The sequence below is a fragment of the Clostridiaceae bacterium HFYG-1003 genome, assembly GCA_024579835.1.
Classification (GTDB): Bacteria; Bacillota; Clostridia; order Clostridiales; family Clostridiaceae; genus JG1575.
This window is the reverse complement of record CP102060.1, coordinates 3133209-3151380: the sequence shown is the minus strand read 5'-3', so window position 1 is coordinate 3151380 and position 18172 is coordinate 3133209. Positions and strand designations below refer to the sequence as shown.

Below are 18172 nucleotides of genomic sequence, written 5' to 3'. Positions count from 1 at the left end.
GTTTTTCGTCGAATTCTCTCTCTTTATTATACTATAGTAATTGTCTTGAACTTCTCTTTTCAGGTTTTTTCTGCTCACCGGAATGAGCTTCTTTTTGCGCCGGCCCGCCAGCTCATCTGATATACTGAAGAAAAGACGGATCGGAGGATGCCCATGGACCGAAACAGCCAAAAACTCATTTGCTTTGATCTGGACGGCACGCTGCTGGACCGATCCAAACAGATTTCTTCGGAGAACCTTGAAATTCTGAGAAGAGTGACCCAGGCCGGGCATATTGTCTCCATCGCCACGGGTCGGCTCTACAAATCAGCCTGTAAAATCCGCCACCTGATCCCTACCCCCGTCGAGCTGATCTGTTCCAACGGGGCAGTGATTGAACGGGACGGGCGAATCATCCGGATGGACCAGATCCCCCCTGATCAGCTGGAAGATCTATATGACCTGACCCATTTCCATAATCTGACACTGTCCTTTGATTCCCTCTACAAGGTCTACCATACCTCACTGGGCTGGGCACTGCGCATGGCCTATTTCAGCAATATCGTCAACAAGGGCAGTCTGACCATCCAGAGTATCCACGTCCGAAGCCGCAATGAATACATGAAATACGCAGGCTTCTACATCAACGGCATCGTCATTTCCAATAATCACCCGGATCGGCTGCAGGCTCTGCGCCGGGATCTGGAAGCCATGGGCCGGTTCAATATCGAATCATCCGCCGCCAGCAATGTCGAAATCATACCGAAATTCTCCAACAAAGGATCCGCCGCTCAAATCCTGGCTCTGTCCCATGGCATTGCCCCAGAGAATATCATCGCCTTCGGCGATGGTGAAAATGATCTGAAACTGATCCAGACCGCCGGCATTGGCTTTGCCATGGGCAACGCCTGCGACCTGCTCAAAGACTCCGCCAACTATGTCATCGGCGACCACACCACCGATGCAATCGCCAAAACCCTGCGGGAACTGCTGGATTTGTAATATCCGTGTCCCTGCACTCCCTGTAACCAATAGATAATTCCAGGAGGGAATCCGATGAAACTGGACAAGTATACTGTGACCTCAGGCGAGAAATTTAAACTGAAAGAGCATGATCCGGGAGACACCGGGGATTACCGCAGCAAAGCGGAGGCAGTACGGGCGATGGCCGACAACATCGAACGAATGAAGGTGCTCCAGGATAAGCTGTATGCTCAGAACGAATATGCTCTGCTGATTATCATTCAGGCCATGGACGCTGCCGGCAAGGACGGTCTGATCGAGCATGTCATGTCCGGAGTCAACCCACAGGGCTGCCAGGTCGTCTCGTTCAAGCAGCCGACCAGTGAAGATCTGGATCATGACTATCTGTGGCGTATTGCCAAAAACCTGCCGGAACGCGGCCGGATCGGGATTTTCAATCGCTCGCATTACGAGGATGTGCTGGTTGTCCGGGTTCATAACCTGATCGAAGGATCCCAGATGCCGGATCGACTGCTCGATCCCTCCATCTGGAAGCAGCGCTTCCGTCAGATCCGAAATTTCGAGACCTACCTGTTTGAGAACGGAATTATCCCCATCAAACTGTTCCTGAATGTATCGAAGGAAGAGCAGCGCAAGCGCTTCCTGGCACGCATCGAAGACCCGGCCAAGAACTGGAAATTCTCCGCCGGTGATGTCGCGGAACGCGGTCACTGGAATGACTACATGGATGCCTTTGAAGATGCTATCCAGCACACCGCCACGAAGGAAGCGCCCTGGCATGTCATCCCGGCCGACAAGAAGTGGTACGCCCGTCTCCTGGCTTCGGAGATCATCGTTGATACGCTGGAGAATCTCCATCTGGAATATCCCCGCCTGAACGAAGCGGAACTGGCCAGTCTGGAAGAATGCCGAACCATGCTGCTCAATGAGAAAAGCTGACACCTGAGCATATTGTCTCAGCGTGGATATTGTACTCAGACCCTTTCGAATCCTAGGTTCGGTTAAAAACACACCGGATCAGAAACTATCCAACCATTCAGCTGCCGCGGCCAGATTGGCCGCGGCAGCTTTGACGTAATTGAGTTAATTATTTTTACCGATTCCCCGGAGCAGTGCTCCCAGGCTCTTTCTCTCTGAGAATGAACTGTTGAAGAACAGCCGATGTAAGAACAGCTTTTCTGTAGATCAATCCTCCTGAGGTACAGGCATCCTGGGTAAAGGCATCCTTGGGATCCCCCTCTGGGATCAGGCATCCTGATCGGAGCTGGCTTCCTCTACTTCAAAAGCAGGGATCCGCTCTTCCGGCTGGCGCAGGGAGCGTTCGCCGGTTTTATTGAACTTCAGCTTGCCGTCTTCGATGGCCACGTTGATCTCATCGCCTTTTTTGATCTGACCCATCAGAATCTCTTCAGACAGGGCATCTTCGACGCTCTTGGTGATTTCCCGGCGCAGCGGGCGGGCACCAAAGGCCATGTCGGTGCCTTTCTCCGACAGATGCAAAATGGCCTCATCGGAGAAGGTCAGATAGATTTCCGAGTCTTCGATGCGTTTGGCCACCTGTTGGGTCATCAGGCGGACAATGTGCTTGAGGTCTTCGGTCCGCAGTGAATGGAACACGATGATGTCGTCGATGCGGTTGAGGAATTCCGGTCTGAAATTGCGTTTGAGTTCACTCATGATGTTGTCTTTCATCCGATCATACTCATCCCGGGCGGAATCGCCGATGCCGAAGCCAATGGTCCGTTCCTTCTTCAACAGGTTGGCGCCGACATTGGATGTCATGATCAGTATGGTATTCTTGAAATCAACGGTCTTTCCTTTCCCGTCCGTGAGTCGGCCGTCTTCCAGGATCTGGAGGAGGATGTTGAACACATCGGGGTGAGCCTTCTCGATCTCGTCAAACAGCACGACGCTGTAGGGATTGCGGCGCACCGCTTCCGTAAGCTGACCGCCTTCGTCGTATCCGACGTACCCTGGGGGAGATCCGACCAGGCGCGACACGGTATGCTTCTCCATGTATTCGGACATGTCGATGCGGACCATGTTCTTCTCATCCCCGAACATGACTTCGGCCAGGGCTTTGGATACTTCGGTCTTGCCGACGCCGGTGGGTCCCAGGAAAATGAAGGACCCGATGGGCCGCTTGGGATCCTTGAGGCCGACCCTGGCGCGGCGTACCGCCCGGGCGATGGAGTTGATGGCTTCATTCTGTCCGACGACACGTTCGTGGAGCATGTCTTCCAGTTTCAGGAGTTTCTGGCTCTCCGATTCGGTCAGGCGCTTGACCGGAATCTTGGTCCAGCGGGCTACGACATGGGCAATGTCCTCGGCCGTTACCGTAAGCAGCGAAGAGGTGCCGCGGCCGGATTTCCAGCTGCCTTTCATTTCCTTCAGCTTCTGTTTCAGGTCCTTTTCCTTGTCCCGGAGCTCTATGGCTTTTTCAAACGCCTGAATGTTGACGGCTTCGTCCTTTTCCCGTGTGACCGCTTTGAGTTCTTCCTCCAGTTCCTTGATATCCGGCGGCGCGGTGAGATTCTGAATCCGGACCCGGGCTGCCGCCTCATCCATCAGATCCACTGCCTTGTCCGGCAAAAACCGGTCCTGAATGTAGCGGCTGGAGAGATTCACTGCCGCTTCCAGGGCTTCATCCAGGATCTTGACGCGGTGATGGGCTTCATATTTATCCCGAAGGCCGTGCAGGATCTGGAGTGCTTCCTCATTGGTCGGTTCGCCGACCGTTACCGGCTGAAAGCGCCGTTCCAGGGCGGCATCCTTTTCAAAATGCTTACGATATTCATCTATGGTCGTGGCGCCGATGGCCTGGATCTCTCCCCGGGCCAGCGCCGGCTTAAGGATGTTGGACGCATCAATGGCCCCTTCAGAGGCGCCGGCACCGATGATGGTATGAATCTCATCGATGAAGAGTATGACGTTGCCGGCATTCTTGACCTCTTCCATCACATTCTTGAGGCGTTCCTCAAACTCTCCGCGGTATTTGGCTCCGGCCAGCATGGAACTCATATCCAGAGTCACGACACGCTTGTTCTGGAGCAGCTCCGGGATGTTCCCCTGGATAATCCGCTGCGCCAGCCCTTCCACCACAGCCGTCTTGCCGACGCCGGGCTCGCCGATGAGAACCGGATTGTTCTTGATCCGGCGGGACAGGATTTCCAGAATCCGTTCCATTTCCTCGCTGCGGCCGATGACCGGATCCAGCTGGGAATCCCTGGCCATCTTCGTCAGATCTCTGCCGTACTGATCCAGAAGCCGGGTCGATCCGGAAACAGACGCGCTGCCCATGGAAGTATCCTCTTCGGGACTGCCGGACAGACCATTATAGAGGTCATTCTTCAGCTGCTCGATGTTGGCTCCGGCAGCGATCATAATCTGATAGGCAATTCCTTCCTGTTCCATCAGGAGCGAAATCAGAATATGCTCAGGACCCACGTAGCTGTGCTCCAGGCTGTTGGCGATTTCCAGCGAGCCATCAAGCAGCCGCTTGGTTCGCGGGGTCATGGCAATGGCGTTGGTGGGAAGATTCGAGACCGTAGTCCGCTTCCCCACCTGGGACAGGATAAACTGATATACCATATCCGCAGTAATTCCGTATCCTGCCAGGAGATCCCGGGTCAGCCCTTCCACGGCAGCCACACCGTAGAGCACATGCTCTGAGCCGATGTATCCGTGACCGAGCTTCCTGGACATCTCCTGGGCTTTCATCAGTGCACTTTTGGCACGTTCTGTCAGTCTGTCTAACATATCAGGACAGCCTCCTTTTCATTTCATTTCGCAATATCGTCGCTCGCAGCAGATCCCGGTCCTTTTCCGGCATCAGCTCCGTCAGCCCCAGCTGGCGGTGCAGGTTTCCGGTCTGGACCCGGATGATCATCTCATCCACTGCGGCAGTAGTCAGTTCGTGAATAATTCCAGCTTCAATCCCCAGGCGAACGGTGGATAACCGCTCCAGGGCTTCCTTCGAACTCATCAGTCGAGCCTGGGACAGCACTCCGATGGAGCGGTAGATGCCATCTCTGGTCTCATCTCCCCTGCTTTCGATCAGCTTGGTCTGCTCCGCGGCTTCCATCACGAGGATACTGTCAATGGTTTCCTCGATGTTCTTCAGGATGAATTCTTCCGATATGCCGAGTGTCACCTCATTGGAAATCTGATAGATGTTCCCCTCGGCCTGGGAGCCTTCGCCATAGATGCCCCGGATGGTCATGCCCATCTGGGCCAGTTTCTGAGCGATCAGCCCGATTCGGTCCTGCATGGTCAGAGCCGGCAGATGAACCATCACCGAGGCCCGCAGCGCTGTCCCCAGATTGGTGGGACAGGCCGTCAGGTAACCCAGCTGGTTGTCAAAGGCCCAGTTCAGCTTTTCTTCAAGTACCGTATCCAGCTGTTCGGCTTCTTCATAGAGTTCTTTGAGCCCTTTGCGGGAAGACATGGTCTGCAGCCGGATATGATCTTCTTCATTGATCATCAGCGATACATCCTCCGTCTGGTTGCAGATGAACGCGCCGATGTCGGCATGGTCAATGAGCTTGGATGAGACCAGATGCTTTTCAAACCAGAACAGAAGATCCAGTCCCCTCTCCTCCCACAGAAGCCTCGTCCGGAACCCTTCAGCCAGTGGCTTGGAGACATAGAATGCCTCCTCCACCAGGTGAACCAGCTCTCTGGCGTTTTTCTGATCCAGGCGGTGAGGAAACTGATACTGGCTCAGATTTCTGGCCAGCCGAATCCGGGAGGACAGTTTCAGCTTTAATTTATCCGTCATGGGACACCTCCTGATTCAGCAGTTCCGTCAGGGCGTTGATCTCATCGCGCAGCGTCGCTGCCCGTTCGAAATTCTCTGTCAGAACCGCCTCGGACAGATCCTGCCGCAGCAGGGTAATCCGGCGCCGGGACCTGGATTCCGGAGTGGTAGAAGCCGGAAACTTCCCCTCATGCTGGAGCGTAAACTGAACTTTGCGAATGGACGGAATCAGCTGATCCCGAAAAAAGCGATAGCAGACCGGACAGCCCAGCAGACCGGTTCGCCGATATTCTTCAAAGGTTGTGCCGCATCGCGGACACACCTTGCCGAGGGATTCCTGATCCCTTGAATGAAACAGATTATTTTCCAGTCTGACCCCCTCCTTCGCAGTTGGCACCACATACCCACATTATAGTCCCTGGCCTTACAGCCAACTCAGGACCGCCAGTTTATTCACACATTTGTCCCCAAAGATTAATAAACCACTTCAATCAGAACCAGCATGAAAACTGCACGTATGTTCTGAAGTTACTTTTAGTATACAATGACCAGTTTAAAATTTCAATTCTGTCTTAATCAGTGAATCCTTTCCGTAGAGATCGGTCAGGTGGAACTCGTTCACGTGGAGATCGTTCACGTGGAGCTGAGTCTGATGAGATTATGAGCGTCTTATTGGGACAGATCGAGTCTTGGGACATACAAAAAGCACTCCGGTCATCGACTGGAGTGCCTGTTTGTGCAAAGTGATTGCTATTCAGCTTGTGGTTCCGGTGACGGTTCCCCGGCTTTCGGGTCTTTCTTGCGGGAAGCAGCTGTTTCCTCCGCGTCCGGTTTTGGTTCCTTCTTACCGGTGGAATTGTCTTCATAGCTTCCCTTAATCATCTCACATTCAGAAATCGGGAAAAACTCAATGACATCTTCGCCTTCGCCAAAGATCTTGACCTTGACCTGTTCCTTGATGGTTTTGTTCATCAGGACTTCGCCCCGACCCATTGGCGTGTTCACGATGCTGCCCTGACGGGGCAGGCGCTTGCGGATTTCTTCGTAAGTGTCCTGTTCGTACTTGAGACAGCACATCAGGCGGCCGCAGATGCCGGAAATCTTCGTAGGATTGAGCGACAGATTCTGCTCCTTGGCCATCTTGATCGATACCGAGGTAAAGTCAGCCAGGAACGAAGAGCAGCACAGCGTGCGGCCGCAGGGTCCGATGCCGGATTTCATCTTGGCTTCATCCCGAACCCCGATCTGACGAAGTTCAATCCGGGTCCGGAATACAGACGCCAGATCTTTGACCAGGTCACGGAAGTCCACCCGGCCATCCGCCGTGAAATAGAAGATCACTTTATTCATATCGAAGGTGAATTCGACATCCACCAGTTTCATGTCCAACCCGTGGGCTTCGATTTTTGCCTTGCACACGATCATGGCTTCTTTTTCGCGAGCCTCGTTCCGGCGCGAACGCTCCAGATCCTCCGGGGTGGCCTTGCGCAGGATCGGTTTCAGTTCTCCCCGGACATCCTCCTGGGGAACCAGTTTTTTGGTCAGAGAGACAATGCCCAGTTCCACGCCCCGGGTTGTCTCCACGATTACGGCTTCATCCAGCTCCAGTTCCAGGTCCTTGGGATCAAAATAATAGATCTTCCCGGCCTTTTTGAAGCGGACACCGACTATATTTATCATTAAGTTTCCTCCACTAGTTGAAAAAGCGTATGATCCACCACGGTTTCCCGATTAATGTTGCGTCCAGGCTCCAACAGTCGTCCGGCACTTTCACACACTTCCACGATTCGGTTCAACCTGGCCATTGTATATCGTCCAGCCAGTGTTTTCATCCTCTCCATATTATACAGGAAGATCAGATTTTTGTAATCTTCACCTGTTTTCAGGCAGGCGAGATCCCGGACGGCAAGCAGCATTCCCTCCAGGAAACTTTCCGGTCCCTGTTCCAGGACTGCTTTATTCTGGCGGAGGATCGTCAGGGCGCTGCGGTCCTGCAGCGAGCGGACGGCAGCCAGGTTGGTCAGAAATTCCAGCACCTGGTCAAAGGCTGCCCGCCGGGCCGGATTTTTAATGAACTCATCGGCCTGCCCGGGAATTCCCCGGGCAATGGCGACCGCCTCATCCAGCGAAGGGCCGGACAGGCCGTACTGCTGAATGATGTAGCGTCTCATCTCTTCCCGGGACATTGGAAACAGCCGGTGGATGGCGCAGCGGGATCGAATCGTCGGCAGCAGATTATCCAGCGTTTTGGTCAGAAGAATAAAGAAAACACCGAAAGCCGGCTCTTCGATGGTCTTGAGCAGGGCGTTCTGAGCCTGAGTCGTCATCAGCTCGGCGTTATAGATCACGATGACCTTGCGGCTGCCTTCAAAGGGCATGACATTGGCTTCTCCGATGATGCGGCGCACTTCGTCCACGCCGATGGATTTCCCTTCCGGCCGCACCGGGATCATATCGACATAGTCCCGCACCGCGTCACTGTCCGGCCGCAGGATCAGTCCGGCCAGGCTTTTCGCCATCGGTGATTTGCCGATGCCGTCAGGTCCGACCAGAATATGGGAATGAGCGAGGGTGCCGCTTTTCGAGGCACCCCGCAAACTTTCTCTGATTTGTTCAAAACCAATCACTGGACTCCTCCTACACGCGGACGAAATTCTCCACGTCCACAACGAAGACGGTGGCACCACCTACCTCGATATCGACGGGATAGGGCACATAGACACCGGTGGTGGTAGATAAGGGTGAGGGATTGGAAACGATCTGATGTCTGGTTTTGCAGGTTTCTTCAATGATGGTCAGAACTTCCTGGACTTTTTCGTTCTCAACACCAATCATCATGGTGGTATTGCCGCTTCTCAGGAATCCGCCGGTGGAAGCCAGCTTGGTCACCCGAAATTCTTTGTCGGTCAGTTCATCCAGTAAATCCAATGCATCTTCGTCATTGACGATGGCGATGACAAGTTTCATGTGTTGCCCTCCTTATATGATGAAATCAATCGTTATGCTGTTAATTTGTTCTTTCATTCATTATAACGCATATTGCGCCCTTTTGGCACGGAGCGCTATAATCAAAAGGAACGAACCCATGGAAGGAGAGATGTTTTATGAGAGAACTTAATTTTGCAGCGAGGTACAGCCAGAACTGACCCTTCCGTCGCTTCACGGAAGGCTCGTGCGGGACTTTTAGTGAAGGAGATTCATGACGAACCATTTAAATGATCTGGGGTTTACGCCCCAATTACTGGAACAGTGGCACGGACAAGGGCAGCCCGGACGGATTTCCGGCGAGACCCACGGCCTGTTCCGAATTTTGACCGCCGACGGCGAAATCACAGGCCGGCTGCCGGGCCGCACCGCCCGGGCACTGGTCGGAACCCTGGACCATCCGGTCACCGGTGACTTTGTTTTGGTGGATGAGGATAACATGATCCGGGACATCGCACCGCGAACCAGTCTCATGACCCGGGGAGACAGCTTTTCAGCCAGTCTGACCGAAGGTCTGGTGGCCAACTGCGACTATGTATTTGTCGTGATCAGCCTGAACAAGGATTTCCATGAACGGAAAATCCGCCGGTTCCTGATTATGGCAGCCAGCTCGGATTCGACCCCTGTCCTGATCCTGACCAAAGCTGACTTGAACAGCTCCGCAGAGAATGAAGCCTATCTATCGACTGCCAGAGAGCTCTGGCCAGGGACTATTCTGGTCACCCGGCAGGACGAAACCGGCAGCTACCAACCGATCCTTGATCTGCTCCGGGGCGGCAAAACCGGCGCTCTGCTGGGCGCCTCCGGCGTCGGGAAATCCACGCTGATCAACCACCTCCTCGGAAACGAACGAATGAAGGTATCCGGCATCCGCAATTCAGATGATCAGGGCCGACATACTACGACCCATCGGGAGATTATCCTCATCCCAGGCTATGGCTGTCTGATTGACACCCCCGGCCTGAGACGGATTGATCTGATTGACGACGGACAAGCCGTCGAAGCGGTTTATGGCGACATTGCCGCCTGGATGAAGCAATGCCGCTTCACCGACTGCAGTCACACCACCGAACCCGGCTGCGCCGTCCAGGCGGCCATCCAGCGCGGTGACCTCACCGAGGCCGAGCTGGAAGACTTTCGGACCATGCAGAAGGAAGCCATGCTGTATGAACGGAAAATGCGCCAGCGGGAAAAAGAGCGGATTAAACGAACAACCCATCAGAAAACCGCAAAGCCCCGGCAGCGTTCCTGGAACGAGCAGGAATGGTAGACTAACGCAAAAAGCCATCGGTCCTTACAGACCTGATGATGTCCTGACATGCAAAAACGCCGAGATCCGTCAGCCCCTGGGCAGTCGACGGGTTCCGGCGTTTTTTTTATGTCAGGCGGCGACACCCATTCCTCCCTGTATCTTCCGGTATGGGAATTCGACTGTTTCCTTTGGACAATATCCGTTATTCTCTGGTTATTATCCAGATGATTTGGCTTAGTTCTTAGACTTGACCTTCGTCTTTGAACTTTATGTTTGAGCTTCTTCTTCGTCTTTGGTCTCTGAGCTTCATCCCTGATCTTGGTCTGTGAGCTTCATCTCTGAGCATTGTCTTTGAGCATGGTCTTATTGCTTGGTCTTATTGCTTGGTCTTATTGCTTGGTCTTTGCGATATCCCTTTGATTTCTCGTCTTGCTTCTGGTACCGGCAGCAGCGGATGACTGATCTGTTATCAAAGGATTCACAGAAAAATCATTGTCATACCGAACTGATTGAGTTAAGGTAGAAAAGATGTTTTATTTGTTATTTTTATCCCGTACAAACCCTGCCATGAAAGGATAGCTTCCCATGAAGATCATGACCAATTACCCTGTATATCCCAACTGTCTGGACTCCTTCGGTTCCATGGAAGGGCTTCGTGAGGCCTGCACCCGGATGGGACTGGACGGACTGGAAATCATCTGGGGAGATCCGACGATTCCACCACCGCCGTTTGACCAGCAGCTGACCGTGGGTTATCATCTTCCCTTCTGGCATGACTGGGTTGATTTCTGGCGGGGTGATCAGAAAAGGCTCCTGTCCAAATTTGGGACGAGGGAGGCCATCCGGTCATTTTACGGCAGCGAGGATCCGCAGGTTCTCATCCGGCACTATGAGCGCGAAATGGAACGAGCCGCCTCTCTCGGCGCAGAGTATGTGGTGTTCCACGTATCGGATGTATCCCTTGAGGAAGGCTATACCTACCAGTGGCAGCATAGCGACCGGGAAGTCATTGATGCTTCCCTGGAAGTGATCAACGCCCTGGCCGGCAGGCGGCCGTGGCCTTTTGCCATACTGGTGGAAAACCAATGGTGGCCGGGCTTTACTTTTACCAATCCGGATCTGACCGCCTATTTACTGGAAGGAATTCAACACCGGAACAAAGGCATCCTGCTTGACACCGGTCATCTATTGAATACCAACCCGGCACTGCGCGATGAACCGCAGGCGATCCGCTACCTCCATGACATGCTGAACCGCCACGAGCAGATTGTTCCGATGATCCGCGGCATCCACCTGCACCAGTCATTGTCCGGCGAATATGTCCGAACCAATACCGGCTTTCTCCCGCCTGACCTGGCGCAGGACTATTTCCAGCGCTTTGCACAGACCTATCCCCATGTCCTCCAAATCGACCGGCATGAACCCTGGACTCATCAGGGCATCGGCGAAGTCATCCGTCGGATTGACCCGGAGTGGCTCACGCATGAACTTTCGGCGTCCTTTCCCCAGGATCGCGAGGCTGCCGTCCTGATCCAGAATCGTGCCCTGGGACGGTATTTCCGGACGCTGGACTCTTAGTGCCTCAGAAAGCCCGTCAACGACTGCTCCGCCAATATGAGTCCGGGCATGTAACACCGAACTGTTTAGAAATTTCAGGATGACATGAAAAACCTCCTGTTGCCTGTTTGTGCAGACCACAAACCAGCGTCAGGAGGTTTTTATCCTATCATTCATTTCGGATGCTGCGACTGCTTCCGGCATTCCCTGTCATCGGATCCTGTCCGGATCCCCCCAGGAAGCCAGATGCATGCAGGATCCATTGAGCTTGCTACTGCCCCTCATCGGACGGATCTGTCCGGTCCTGAACCGCTGAACGTTGCAGCCGCTGAATTCGATTCAGTGCCTTTTCAAGAATTTCAGCGCCGATTTCTTCGATGGATCTCATGGTGCCCTCGTGAACGCAGTCGATTTTTTCCCAGTGATATTTCTTTGCCACATAATTGGCGGCATCATAGGATTCCAGGAGGTGTTCCCGGCTGGCTTCATGGATGTCCTGCACTTCGCCGCCGGTGATTTTGTTCTTGCGGGACTGGACGATCTGCTGCTGAAATTCAGGAGGAACATCGAGAAAGAACACCAGATCAGGCACCGGAATGCCATAGAGGCGGAACTCAAAATCATACAGCCATTCCAGGAAACGGTCCCGTTCCGTCAGATCCTGTATCTTCCCGGCCTGATGAACCATATTGGCTGTTGTGTATCGGTCAGCCAGCACAATGCCGCCTTTTTGGTAATGAGCCCGCCAGGCACCGGTCATCCAGGAGGCATAGCGGTCAGCCGCGAAAAAAGTGGACGCCTGATAGGCTGTGATGTCTTTCGGATCCTGGCTGAATTCACCCATCAAATACATCTTCACTAAAACCGATGATCTGGACTCATAATCCGGAAACCGGATCTCCATGACATCATAGCCGGCCTGTTTCAGATTTTTATTCAGAAGATCGGACTGTGTCTGTTTCCCAGAACCGTCAACCCCTTCTATGGCAATCAGTATTCCCATGAACTACTCCTCCACACATTTCAATTGATTCTCAATCAGTCCCAGGATTTCGATGTCGTTTGCCTTTAGCTGCTTCAGGTACCGGATCATGGCTTCGTCAATCACTTCCCCCGGAAGCAGAACCGGAACCCCCGGCGGGTAAGGAATCACCTGTTCCTGCGCGATTCGTCCGCAGGCTTCATCCAGCAGGACGTCCTGTCCCCTGTCCCCCGCCTGCCAGGGCAGGCAATGCTGCCTGGGCCGGGGAATGTGGTCGATGGCTGCTTTTGACCAGACCTGGGACTCCCGTTCTGGCTGGGCGCTGATTTTGCTCAGCAGTTCATCCAGCTTAATCAGACATTCCCTGATCCACTGAATTTCCTCCGGACTGTTGGATGGACTGAGCATCAGCAGAACGGAATGCTGATCGTGCATCTCCGGAAAAATCCCCTGCCCTTCCAAAAACTGTTCCATGAAGTTCCCCTGCTCCGCATGCACCAAAAGCAGCTTCCATGGATCCATTCGATAACCGGTCAGTTCCGGATTGACAGTCAGGGTTTGATAGTCCCGGGCCGAAAATACGGGGGGATCGAGATATCGTCCGGCCTCCACCTCCTCCACTGAACTTTCAACAGATTCCATGATGAGGTAGGAGGGGCTGGTTGTCTGAAACATATTGCTGTATTTTTGAATCGCCGGCCGCAAGTCAGGGCGGTTGGAAAGGATCAGCGCCCCCTGATTCAGGCAGGCCAAAGATTTGTGGGTACTGATCACCATGGCGTCACAGGACCGGTAAAAATCGTGAAACTGATCCATTCCGGCCAGGGCGGCTCCGTGAGCCGCATCGAGGATCAGAACCGCGTCGGCCTCATGGACGACCCGGTAAATCGCTTCGATGTCACTGACCAGTCCCTTATAGGAAGGCATGGTTAAAAGGACGCCTTTCGCCTGGGGGTGCTCTTCCAGAGCTTCCCTAATCGCTTTTGAATCCTGCGGCAGGCTGCTGCCCCGGGCGTCCTGTTTGGGCCACAGGTACACCGGCCGTAGTTTTCGGAGGACCAGGGCATTGTACACACTCTTATGGCAGTTGCGCTCCACCAGGATTTCATCCCCCTCTTCAAAAAAACTGAAGACCAGGGTCAGATTGCCTGAAGTCGATCCGTTGACCAGATACCTGGCGTCAGCTACTCCGTAAATCCGGGCGGCTTCCCGTTCAGCTTCCCGCAGGATTCCCTTGGGCTGCTGCAGATTATCCGCGCCTGGCAGCTCCGTCACATCATGTGCTCCGTCAACCGCCAGCCTGCCTTTATGGCCGGGCATGGTGCCTCGAACCTTGACCCTTGCGTTGAGCTCGTTCAGAGCCTGTTTTATACTTCCCATATCATCACCATGTCCATTATACCGTGAAATGACAAAGCACAGTTCGCCAACCGGGAACTTGTGCTTTGTCATTTTTGATTCTATTTCATTGATGCTTCGAATTTCGCCTCGCTGCATAGAGGCTGTTTCCCTGTGTTACGACTGCATCGGATCAGACTTAACCTGAAATTTGAACTGCTTGTGCCGGCTTTTTAATGCTGCGAAAGGCTAAGCTGCTTCAATTCTTTCTGAATGGCCTTGGCCAGTCGATCACTGGGCCGGATAATTACGGAGCGGTTCTTTTCATTCGCTTTGTAGTTGAGTTCATAGGAATGATGGATCAGGCAAGTTGTATCCTTGCCGATGCAGTTCAGTTTCCGAACGAAGGATACGGGTTGGAACGAGATGATCTGATTCAGATGAATCCGATCCTGCACTTTCTTTCGTCCGGCCCTCACTTCCTGAATGATCAGTTCGTCCTGAACCAGGGAGTATTTCATCTGTTTTTTCGAACTGTGGATGATTCGAACCGTCAATGCCAGAAACAGCACAAAAAGCATTCCATCTACCAGCGTTACCAGCCGGCCTACGGCATTCTGCCGGGTCCAGGAGGATACCATGATCAGCATAAGCGCCAGGGCCAACAGACCCGCGATAAACGGCAGCTTGCGCCGTTGAATTTTTTCCTGATAATAAAGTGACATGTCATTGCTCCTTCTGTCTACCCAATAAGTCGTGTATTGATGTTCAGACAACCAATTATACTTCTTATCCAACAAGTTTCCAACGAGATCTGACGGCAAAATCCGGTCGATTCCCTGTAAATAGCTTGCTGTTAGGCTTATAATAGGGAATAGAGACTCAAGGCTTCTATCTCCGCCCGTTTTGATTGATTATCAGCGTTGACTGATTCTTCGAAACGGTCGGATCGGAAAATGAATGAGAAACGAGGTGAAGATCATTGATCAGAATTTATAAAAGCACATCCATTGAAGACAATAAACTGATCGAGTTGACTGCCATTGAACCAGGCTGCTGGATTAATATTACCGCCCCAAAAGAACAGGAACTGATGCTGGTATCCAAGCGCACCGGAGTTCCCCTGGAATTTATGCGGGCCGCCATGGATGACAATGAGACATCCCGCATCGACTCCGAGGATCAGACCCTGATGTTCCTGGTGGATATTCCATTCACTGAAACGGAGGAAAACTCTCTGACCTATGATACCTACCCTCTGGCGATTATTCATACGGCGGATTATCTAATCACCGTATGCCTGAAAGATTCCAAGATTCTGCAGGATTTCTCCAATGAGAAGATCCGCACTTTCTATACCTTTAAGAAATCCCGCTTCATCCTGCAGATTCTGCAGCGGATTTCAGCCTACTATCTGATCTTTTTGCGCCAGATCGACAAAAAGAGCGTCATGGTGGAAAAACGGCTCTACAAGTCCCTGAAGAACCGGGAACTCATCCATATGCTGTCCCTGCAAAAATCCCTGGTCTATTTCACCACCTCCCTCAAGTCCAACGAGGTGACGCTTGACAAGATGCTGAAACTGGAGCTGATGAAGCGATACGAAGAAGACCACGAACTGCTGGAAGACGTCATCATCGAGAATCGCCAGGCTATCGAAATGGCTACCATCTACGGCGACGTTCTGGCCGGCACCATGGATGCCTTCGCTTCAGTCATCTCCAACAACCTGAATATCGTCATGAAGTTCCTGGCGGCCATCACCATCATGATGACCGTGCCTCAGATCATCTCCGGCTACTTCGGCATGAACACCGGAGGTCTGCCCTTCTCAGAAAGTCCCAACGGGACTCTGATCATCACCGTGATCATGCTGGCAGCCACCGTCTTTACCGGATTGTTCCTGAGCAAGCGGGATATGTTCTAGTACACCACTCCCCTACTTCAGACAATTTCATATGAAAATCAAAAAATCCTTTGAGTGAACCTCTCCTGGTATGCTCTCTACGAGATCTACATTTTAGAGAAAATCACTGTTGATCGCAAAGAGAGCTTTTGTTCTAATCAAATGGAGTTCTGAGGAGAAAGATCAAATCATTCTTAATTACTTATCTGGTCCTTTTCTCATGACTAATATAACCAATATCTCAAGAACAAATGAGAGTACATTTCAGGACTGGTAAGAAATAACCATCAGGAAGATTCCCTATAAGAACTGCATTTATTCTAAGTTTTGCAAACAATTATACTAGTAACGATCTGCAAACTCCTGAAACCATTGTAATGTCTGAGAAAATCAGTCCTTTCCATCTTGTTATCCCCTCCTATTTTTAGTATAATTATACTAAAAATAGGAGGGGATAACAATGGCTCGTCCCACGGATTCTAACAGCCCTTACCGGGTATCGATTCATCACAATAATGGATACCACTATGCCAGTACACAGCCGGCCAGAGTGAACCCAAAGACCGGAAAACGGGAATACCGTCACGTTTATTGGGGGACGGTAACAGATGATCTTAAGTTTATTCCGGGAAAGAATTATCTTCTGGAGTCTATTGAGGAACGAGGTAAACTCATCTTCCCGGAAGGATGGGATCTAAGTGAAATTGACAAACTGTCAGGACGACGGAAGGCGGGAAGGCCGGTTATTGAAAGTCAGGATGAGAACCGGCTCTATGGCGACATATGGCTGTTGGAGAAGATTGCGGAACAGACCGGCCTGAGATTCGACCTAATGAGCACATTTGATGGGGACAAGGAAAAAGTTGATACCCTCATGACATTGGCCCTCTATCTTCTTTGTGGACGAGAGACCTATAACCAGCTGGCTTCCTGGCAGCGCATAGCCAAGACCCCCTGGGCAAAGCCACTCTCTTCTCCGTATATTACCAGGTTTACCCAGTCCATTACAGAGCAGGATCGCATGGCGTTCTTGCGTCTGCGGGCACGCCGACTCCACGACAATGAGCTGTGTGCCGTCGATTCCACAAGCTGTTCCAGCTACGGACACTCGCTGGCGGATATCCATTACGGGCGGAACAAAGAACAACTGCCCCTTCCACAGACCCTGGAAGTAGTAGTCTACACCCTGGATGGCCACATGCCAGTCTATTATCGAAGCTTTGCCGGAAACACCCCTGACTCCCGAAGCCTGGCCGTGATCCTGAAGGATTTGAAACAGGCTGGCATGAAACGAATTATCCTGATCACTGACCGGGGGTATGAATCGATCCGCAATCTGGAACTATACATCGACCAGCAGCAACGCATGATCATGGGAACCAAAACCGGCCAGAAACACGTTCGTCAGTTGATCGATGAATTCGGAAACTTCGGCCACCACCCGGAGGGTATGCAAGTGGATCCGGAGGAACGGATCTACTATCTGCAGAAAGATATGGATTACCAGATCGAAGGGCAGCGTGACAACCTTAAGAAAGCAGATAATCTGAAACTGAACCTGTACTTTGATCCCATCCGCCGAGGCAATGAACTGACGGATCTGGACATTGCTCTGGCAGCTCAAAAAGAAGCCTTGGAAGCGTCCCTTGTTAACCAAATCCCCTTGGATGATGATGAAACGCTGAAACAGGTCTACCGGTTTTATCGGTTGAAGTATAATGCGAAAACTCGAATCCTGGAGGACTTCAGCCTGGATGAGACCAAGGTCATCCGGTGTCGGCGAGAAGCAGGTTTCTTTGCCAACACGACCCATGGTTTGGACATGGATGCGTTGAGTGCTAACCGGCATTACAGGCTGCGGGATGAACAGGAGAAGTATTTTGCCCTGATGAAAGGGGTCCTGGGAGCCGACCGCCAGCGTACATCAACGGAAACTGGAAAAATTGGTCGTTCCTTTATTCTCTTTGTTGCCCAGATCATGGGCTGTTACCTAAGCCATGTCCGCAAAACAAAGCTGGGCGAACAGTTTCATTCGGTAGCGGATGTGTTAAACGAGATGAGGCCGATTCGCTATATCGAGCACCCCAACACGAAGGCGTACATTACCCCATTTGTGGGGAAGCAGGTGGACATATGCGAGGCTCTTGGCTTTGAGATCCCTGAGGGATGCGCCCCGGACTACGTGGTGAAAAAGACGAACAAGGGTAAGCGCGGACGTCCACGTAAAAATCAATTGGTCGTTAAGGAATAGTTTCTAGTATAAAACTCTGTAAAACTCAGAATTTATGGTTTGTTCGAAACTAAAGTGCTGACTTGAATCTGAATGACGTCAAAGCCTATCATTTAGGCAAAGCAAATTCATGAAACAATTTAATTGCGCACAAAATAAATAATCGGTTTCTGAAGTATTCTCAATTATCTTATACATTG

Annotated in this window: 14 protein-coding genes and 1 pseudogene; 6 read left to right on the top strand and 9 right to left on the bottom strand. The window is 52.1% G+C overall.

The window, feature by feature from the left end:
* Positions 1–153: 153 nt before the first annotated feature.
* Together NQU17_14110 and NQU17_14105 are read left to right on the top strand one after the other, a co-directional pair.
* Positions 154–981 carry a Cof-type HAD-IIB family hydrolase gene (locus tag NQU17_14110; protein UUM11731.1) on the top strand — a complete coding sequence of 276 codons (828 nt, stop codon included), beginning with the start codon at positions 154–156 and terminating at the stop codon, positions 979–981.
* 54 nt (positions 982–1035) lie between these two features.
* Complete coding sequence (locus NQU17_14105) at positions 1036–1902, top strand: polyphosphate kinase 2 family protein (GenBank protein UUM11730.1); 867 nt, start codon at positions 1036–1038, stop codon at positions 1900–1902.
* Between the two features lie 405 nt (positions 1903–2307).
* Here the strand turns inward: NQU17_14105 and NQU17_14100 are convergent.
* The 6 genes and pseudogenes from NQU17_14100 to NQU17_14075 all read right to left on the bottom strand — a co-directional run bounded on the left by NQU17_14100 (position 2308) and on the right by NQU17_14075 (position 8689).
* Positions 2308–4722, bottom strand: a pseudogene (locus tag NQU17_14100) (ATP-dependent Clp protease ATP-binding subunit).
* A gap of 1 nt (position 4723) precedes the next feature.
* Positions 4724–5743, bottom strand: a complete 1020-nt coding sequence (locus tag NQU17_14095; protein UUM11729.1) for an ATP--guanido phosphotransferase — start codon at positions 5741–5743, stop codon at positions 4724–4726.
* On the bottom strand, positions 5733–6119 hold the full coding sequence (locus tag NQU17_14090) for a UvrB/UvrC motif-containing protein (protein UUM11728.1): 387 nt from the start codon (positions 6117–6119) through the stop codon (positions 5733–5735). The genes NQU17_14095 and NQU17_14090 overlap by 11 nt, the downstream gene beginning before the upstream one ends.
* A gap of 353 nt (positions 6120–6472) precedes the next feature.
* Positions 6473–7402, bottom strand: coding sequence for a stage 0 sporulation family protein (locus NQU17_14085; protein UUM11727.1), 930 nt, complete (start codon positions 7400–7402; stop codon positions 6473–6475).
* A complete protein-coding gene (locus tag NQU17_14080; GenBank protein ID UUM11726.1) occupies positions 7402–8349 on the bottom strand; it encodes an AAA family ATPase in 948 nt (315 codons plus the stop codon). Before NQU17_14080 ends, NQU17_14085 begins: the two co-directional genes overlap by 1 nt.
* A gap of 10 nt (positions 8350–8359) precedes the next feature.
* The gene (locus tag NQU17_14075) at positions 8360–8689 is read right to left on the bottom strand and encodes a cyclic-di-AMP receptor (GenBank protein UUM11725.1); all 330 of its coding nucleotides are present in this window, start codon (positions 8687–8689) and stop codon (positions 8360–8362) included.
* A 232-nt stretch (positions 8690–8921) separates the two neighbouring features.
* Here NQU17_14075 and rsgA point away from each other — a divergent pair, with 232 nt between their 5' ends.
* Both rsgA and NQU17_14065 read left to right on the top strand, forming a co-directional pair.
* Entirely contained in the window at positions 8922–9977 is a 1056-nt protein-coding gene (gene rsgA, locus NQU17_14070) for a ribosome small subunit-dependent GTPase A (GenBank protein ID UUM11724.1), read from the top strand.
* 567 nt (positions 9978–10544) lie between these two features.
* Positions 10545–11537, top strand: a complete 993-nt coding sequence (locus NQU17_14065) for a sugar phosphate isomerase/epimerase (protein UUM11723.1) — start codon at positions 10545–10547, stop codon at positions 11535–11537.
* A gap of 250 nt (positions 11538–11787) precedes the next feature.
* On the opposite strand, the gene NQU17_14060 is transcribed toward NQU17_14065, so the two are convergent.
* The 3 genes from NQU17_14060 to NQU17_14050 all read right to left on the bottom strand — a co-directional run bounded on the left by NQU17_14060 (position 11788) and on the right by NQU17_14050 (position 14561).
* Positions 11788–12519, bottom strand: coding sequence for a thymidylate kinase (locus NQU17_14060; protein ID UUM11722.1), 732 nt, complete (start codon positions 12517–12519; stop codon positions 11788–11790).
* A 3-nt stretch (positions 12520–12522) separates the two neighbouring features.
* Positions 12523–13995, bottom strand: a complete 1473-nt coding sequence (locus NQU17_14055; GenBank protein UUM11721.1) for an aminotransferase class V-fold PLP-dependent enzyme — start codon at positions 13993–13995, stop codon at positions 12523–12525.
* A 74-nt stretch (positions 13996–14069) separates the two neighbouring features.
* The gene (locus NQU17_14050; GenBank protein ID UUM11720.1) at positions 14070–14561 is read right to left on the bottom strand and encodes a hypothetical protein; all 492 of its coding nucleotides are present in this window, start codon (positions 14559–14561) and stop codon (positions 14070–14072) included.
* Between the two features lie 257 nt (positions 14562–14818).
* Here NQU17_14050 and NQU17_14045 point away from each other — a divergent pair, with 257 nt between their 5' ends.
* Positions 14819–15763: a magnesium transporter CorA family protein gene (locus NQU17_14045; protein UUM11719.1), complete on the top strand. Its 945-nt coding sequence runs from the start codon at positions 14819–14821 to the stop codon at positions 15761–15763.
* A gap of 439 nt (positions 15764–16202) precedes the next feature.
* Positions 16203–17993 carry a transposase gene (locus tag NQU17_14040; GenBank protein UUM11718.1) on the top strand — a complete coding sequence of 597 codons (1791 nt, stop codon included), beginning with the start codon at positions 16203–16205 and terminating at the stop codon, positions 17991–17993.
* Positions 17994–18172 lie beyond the last annotated feature (179 nt).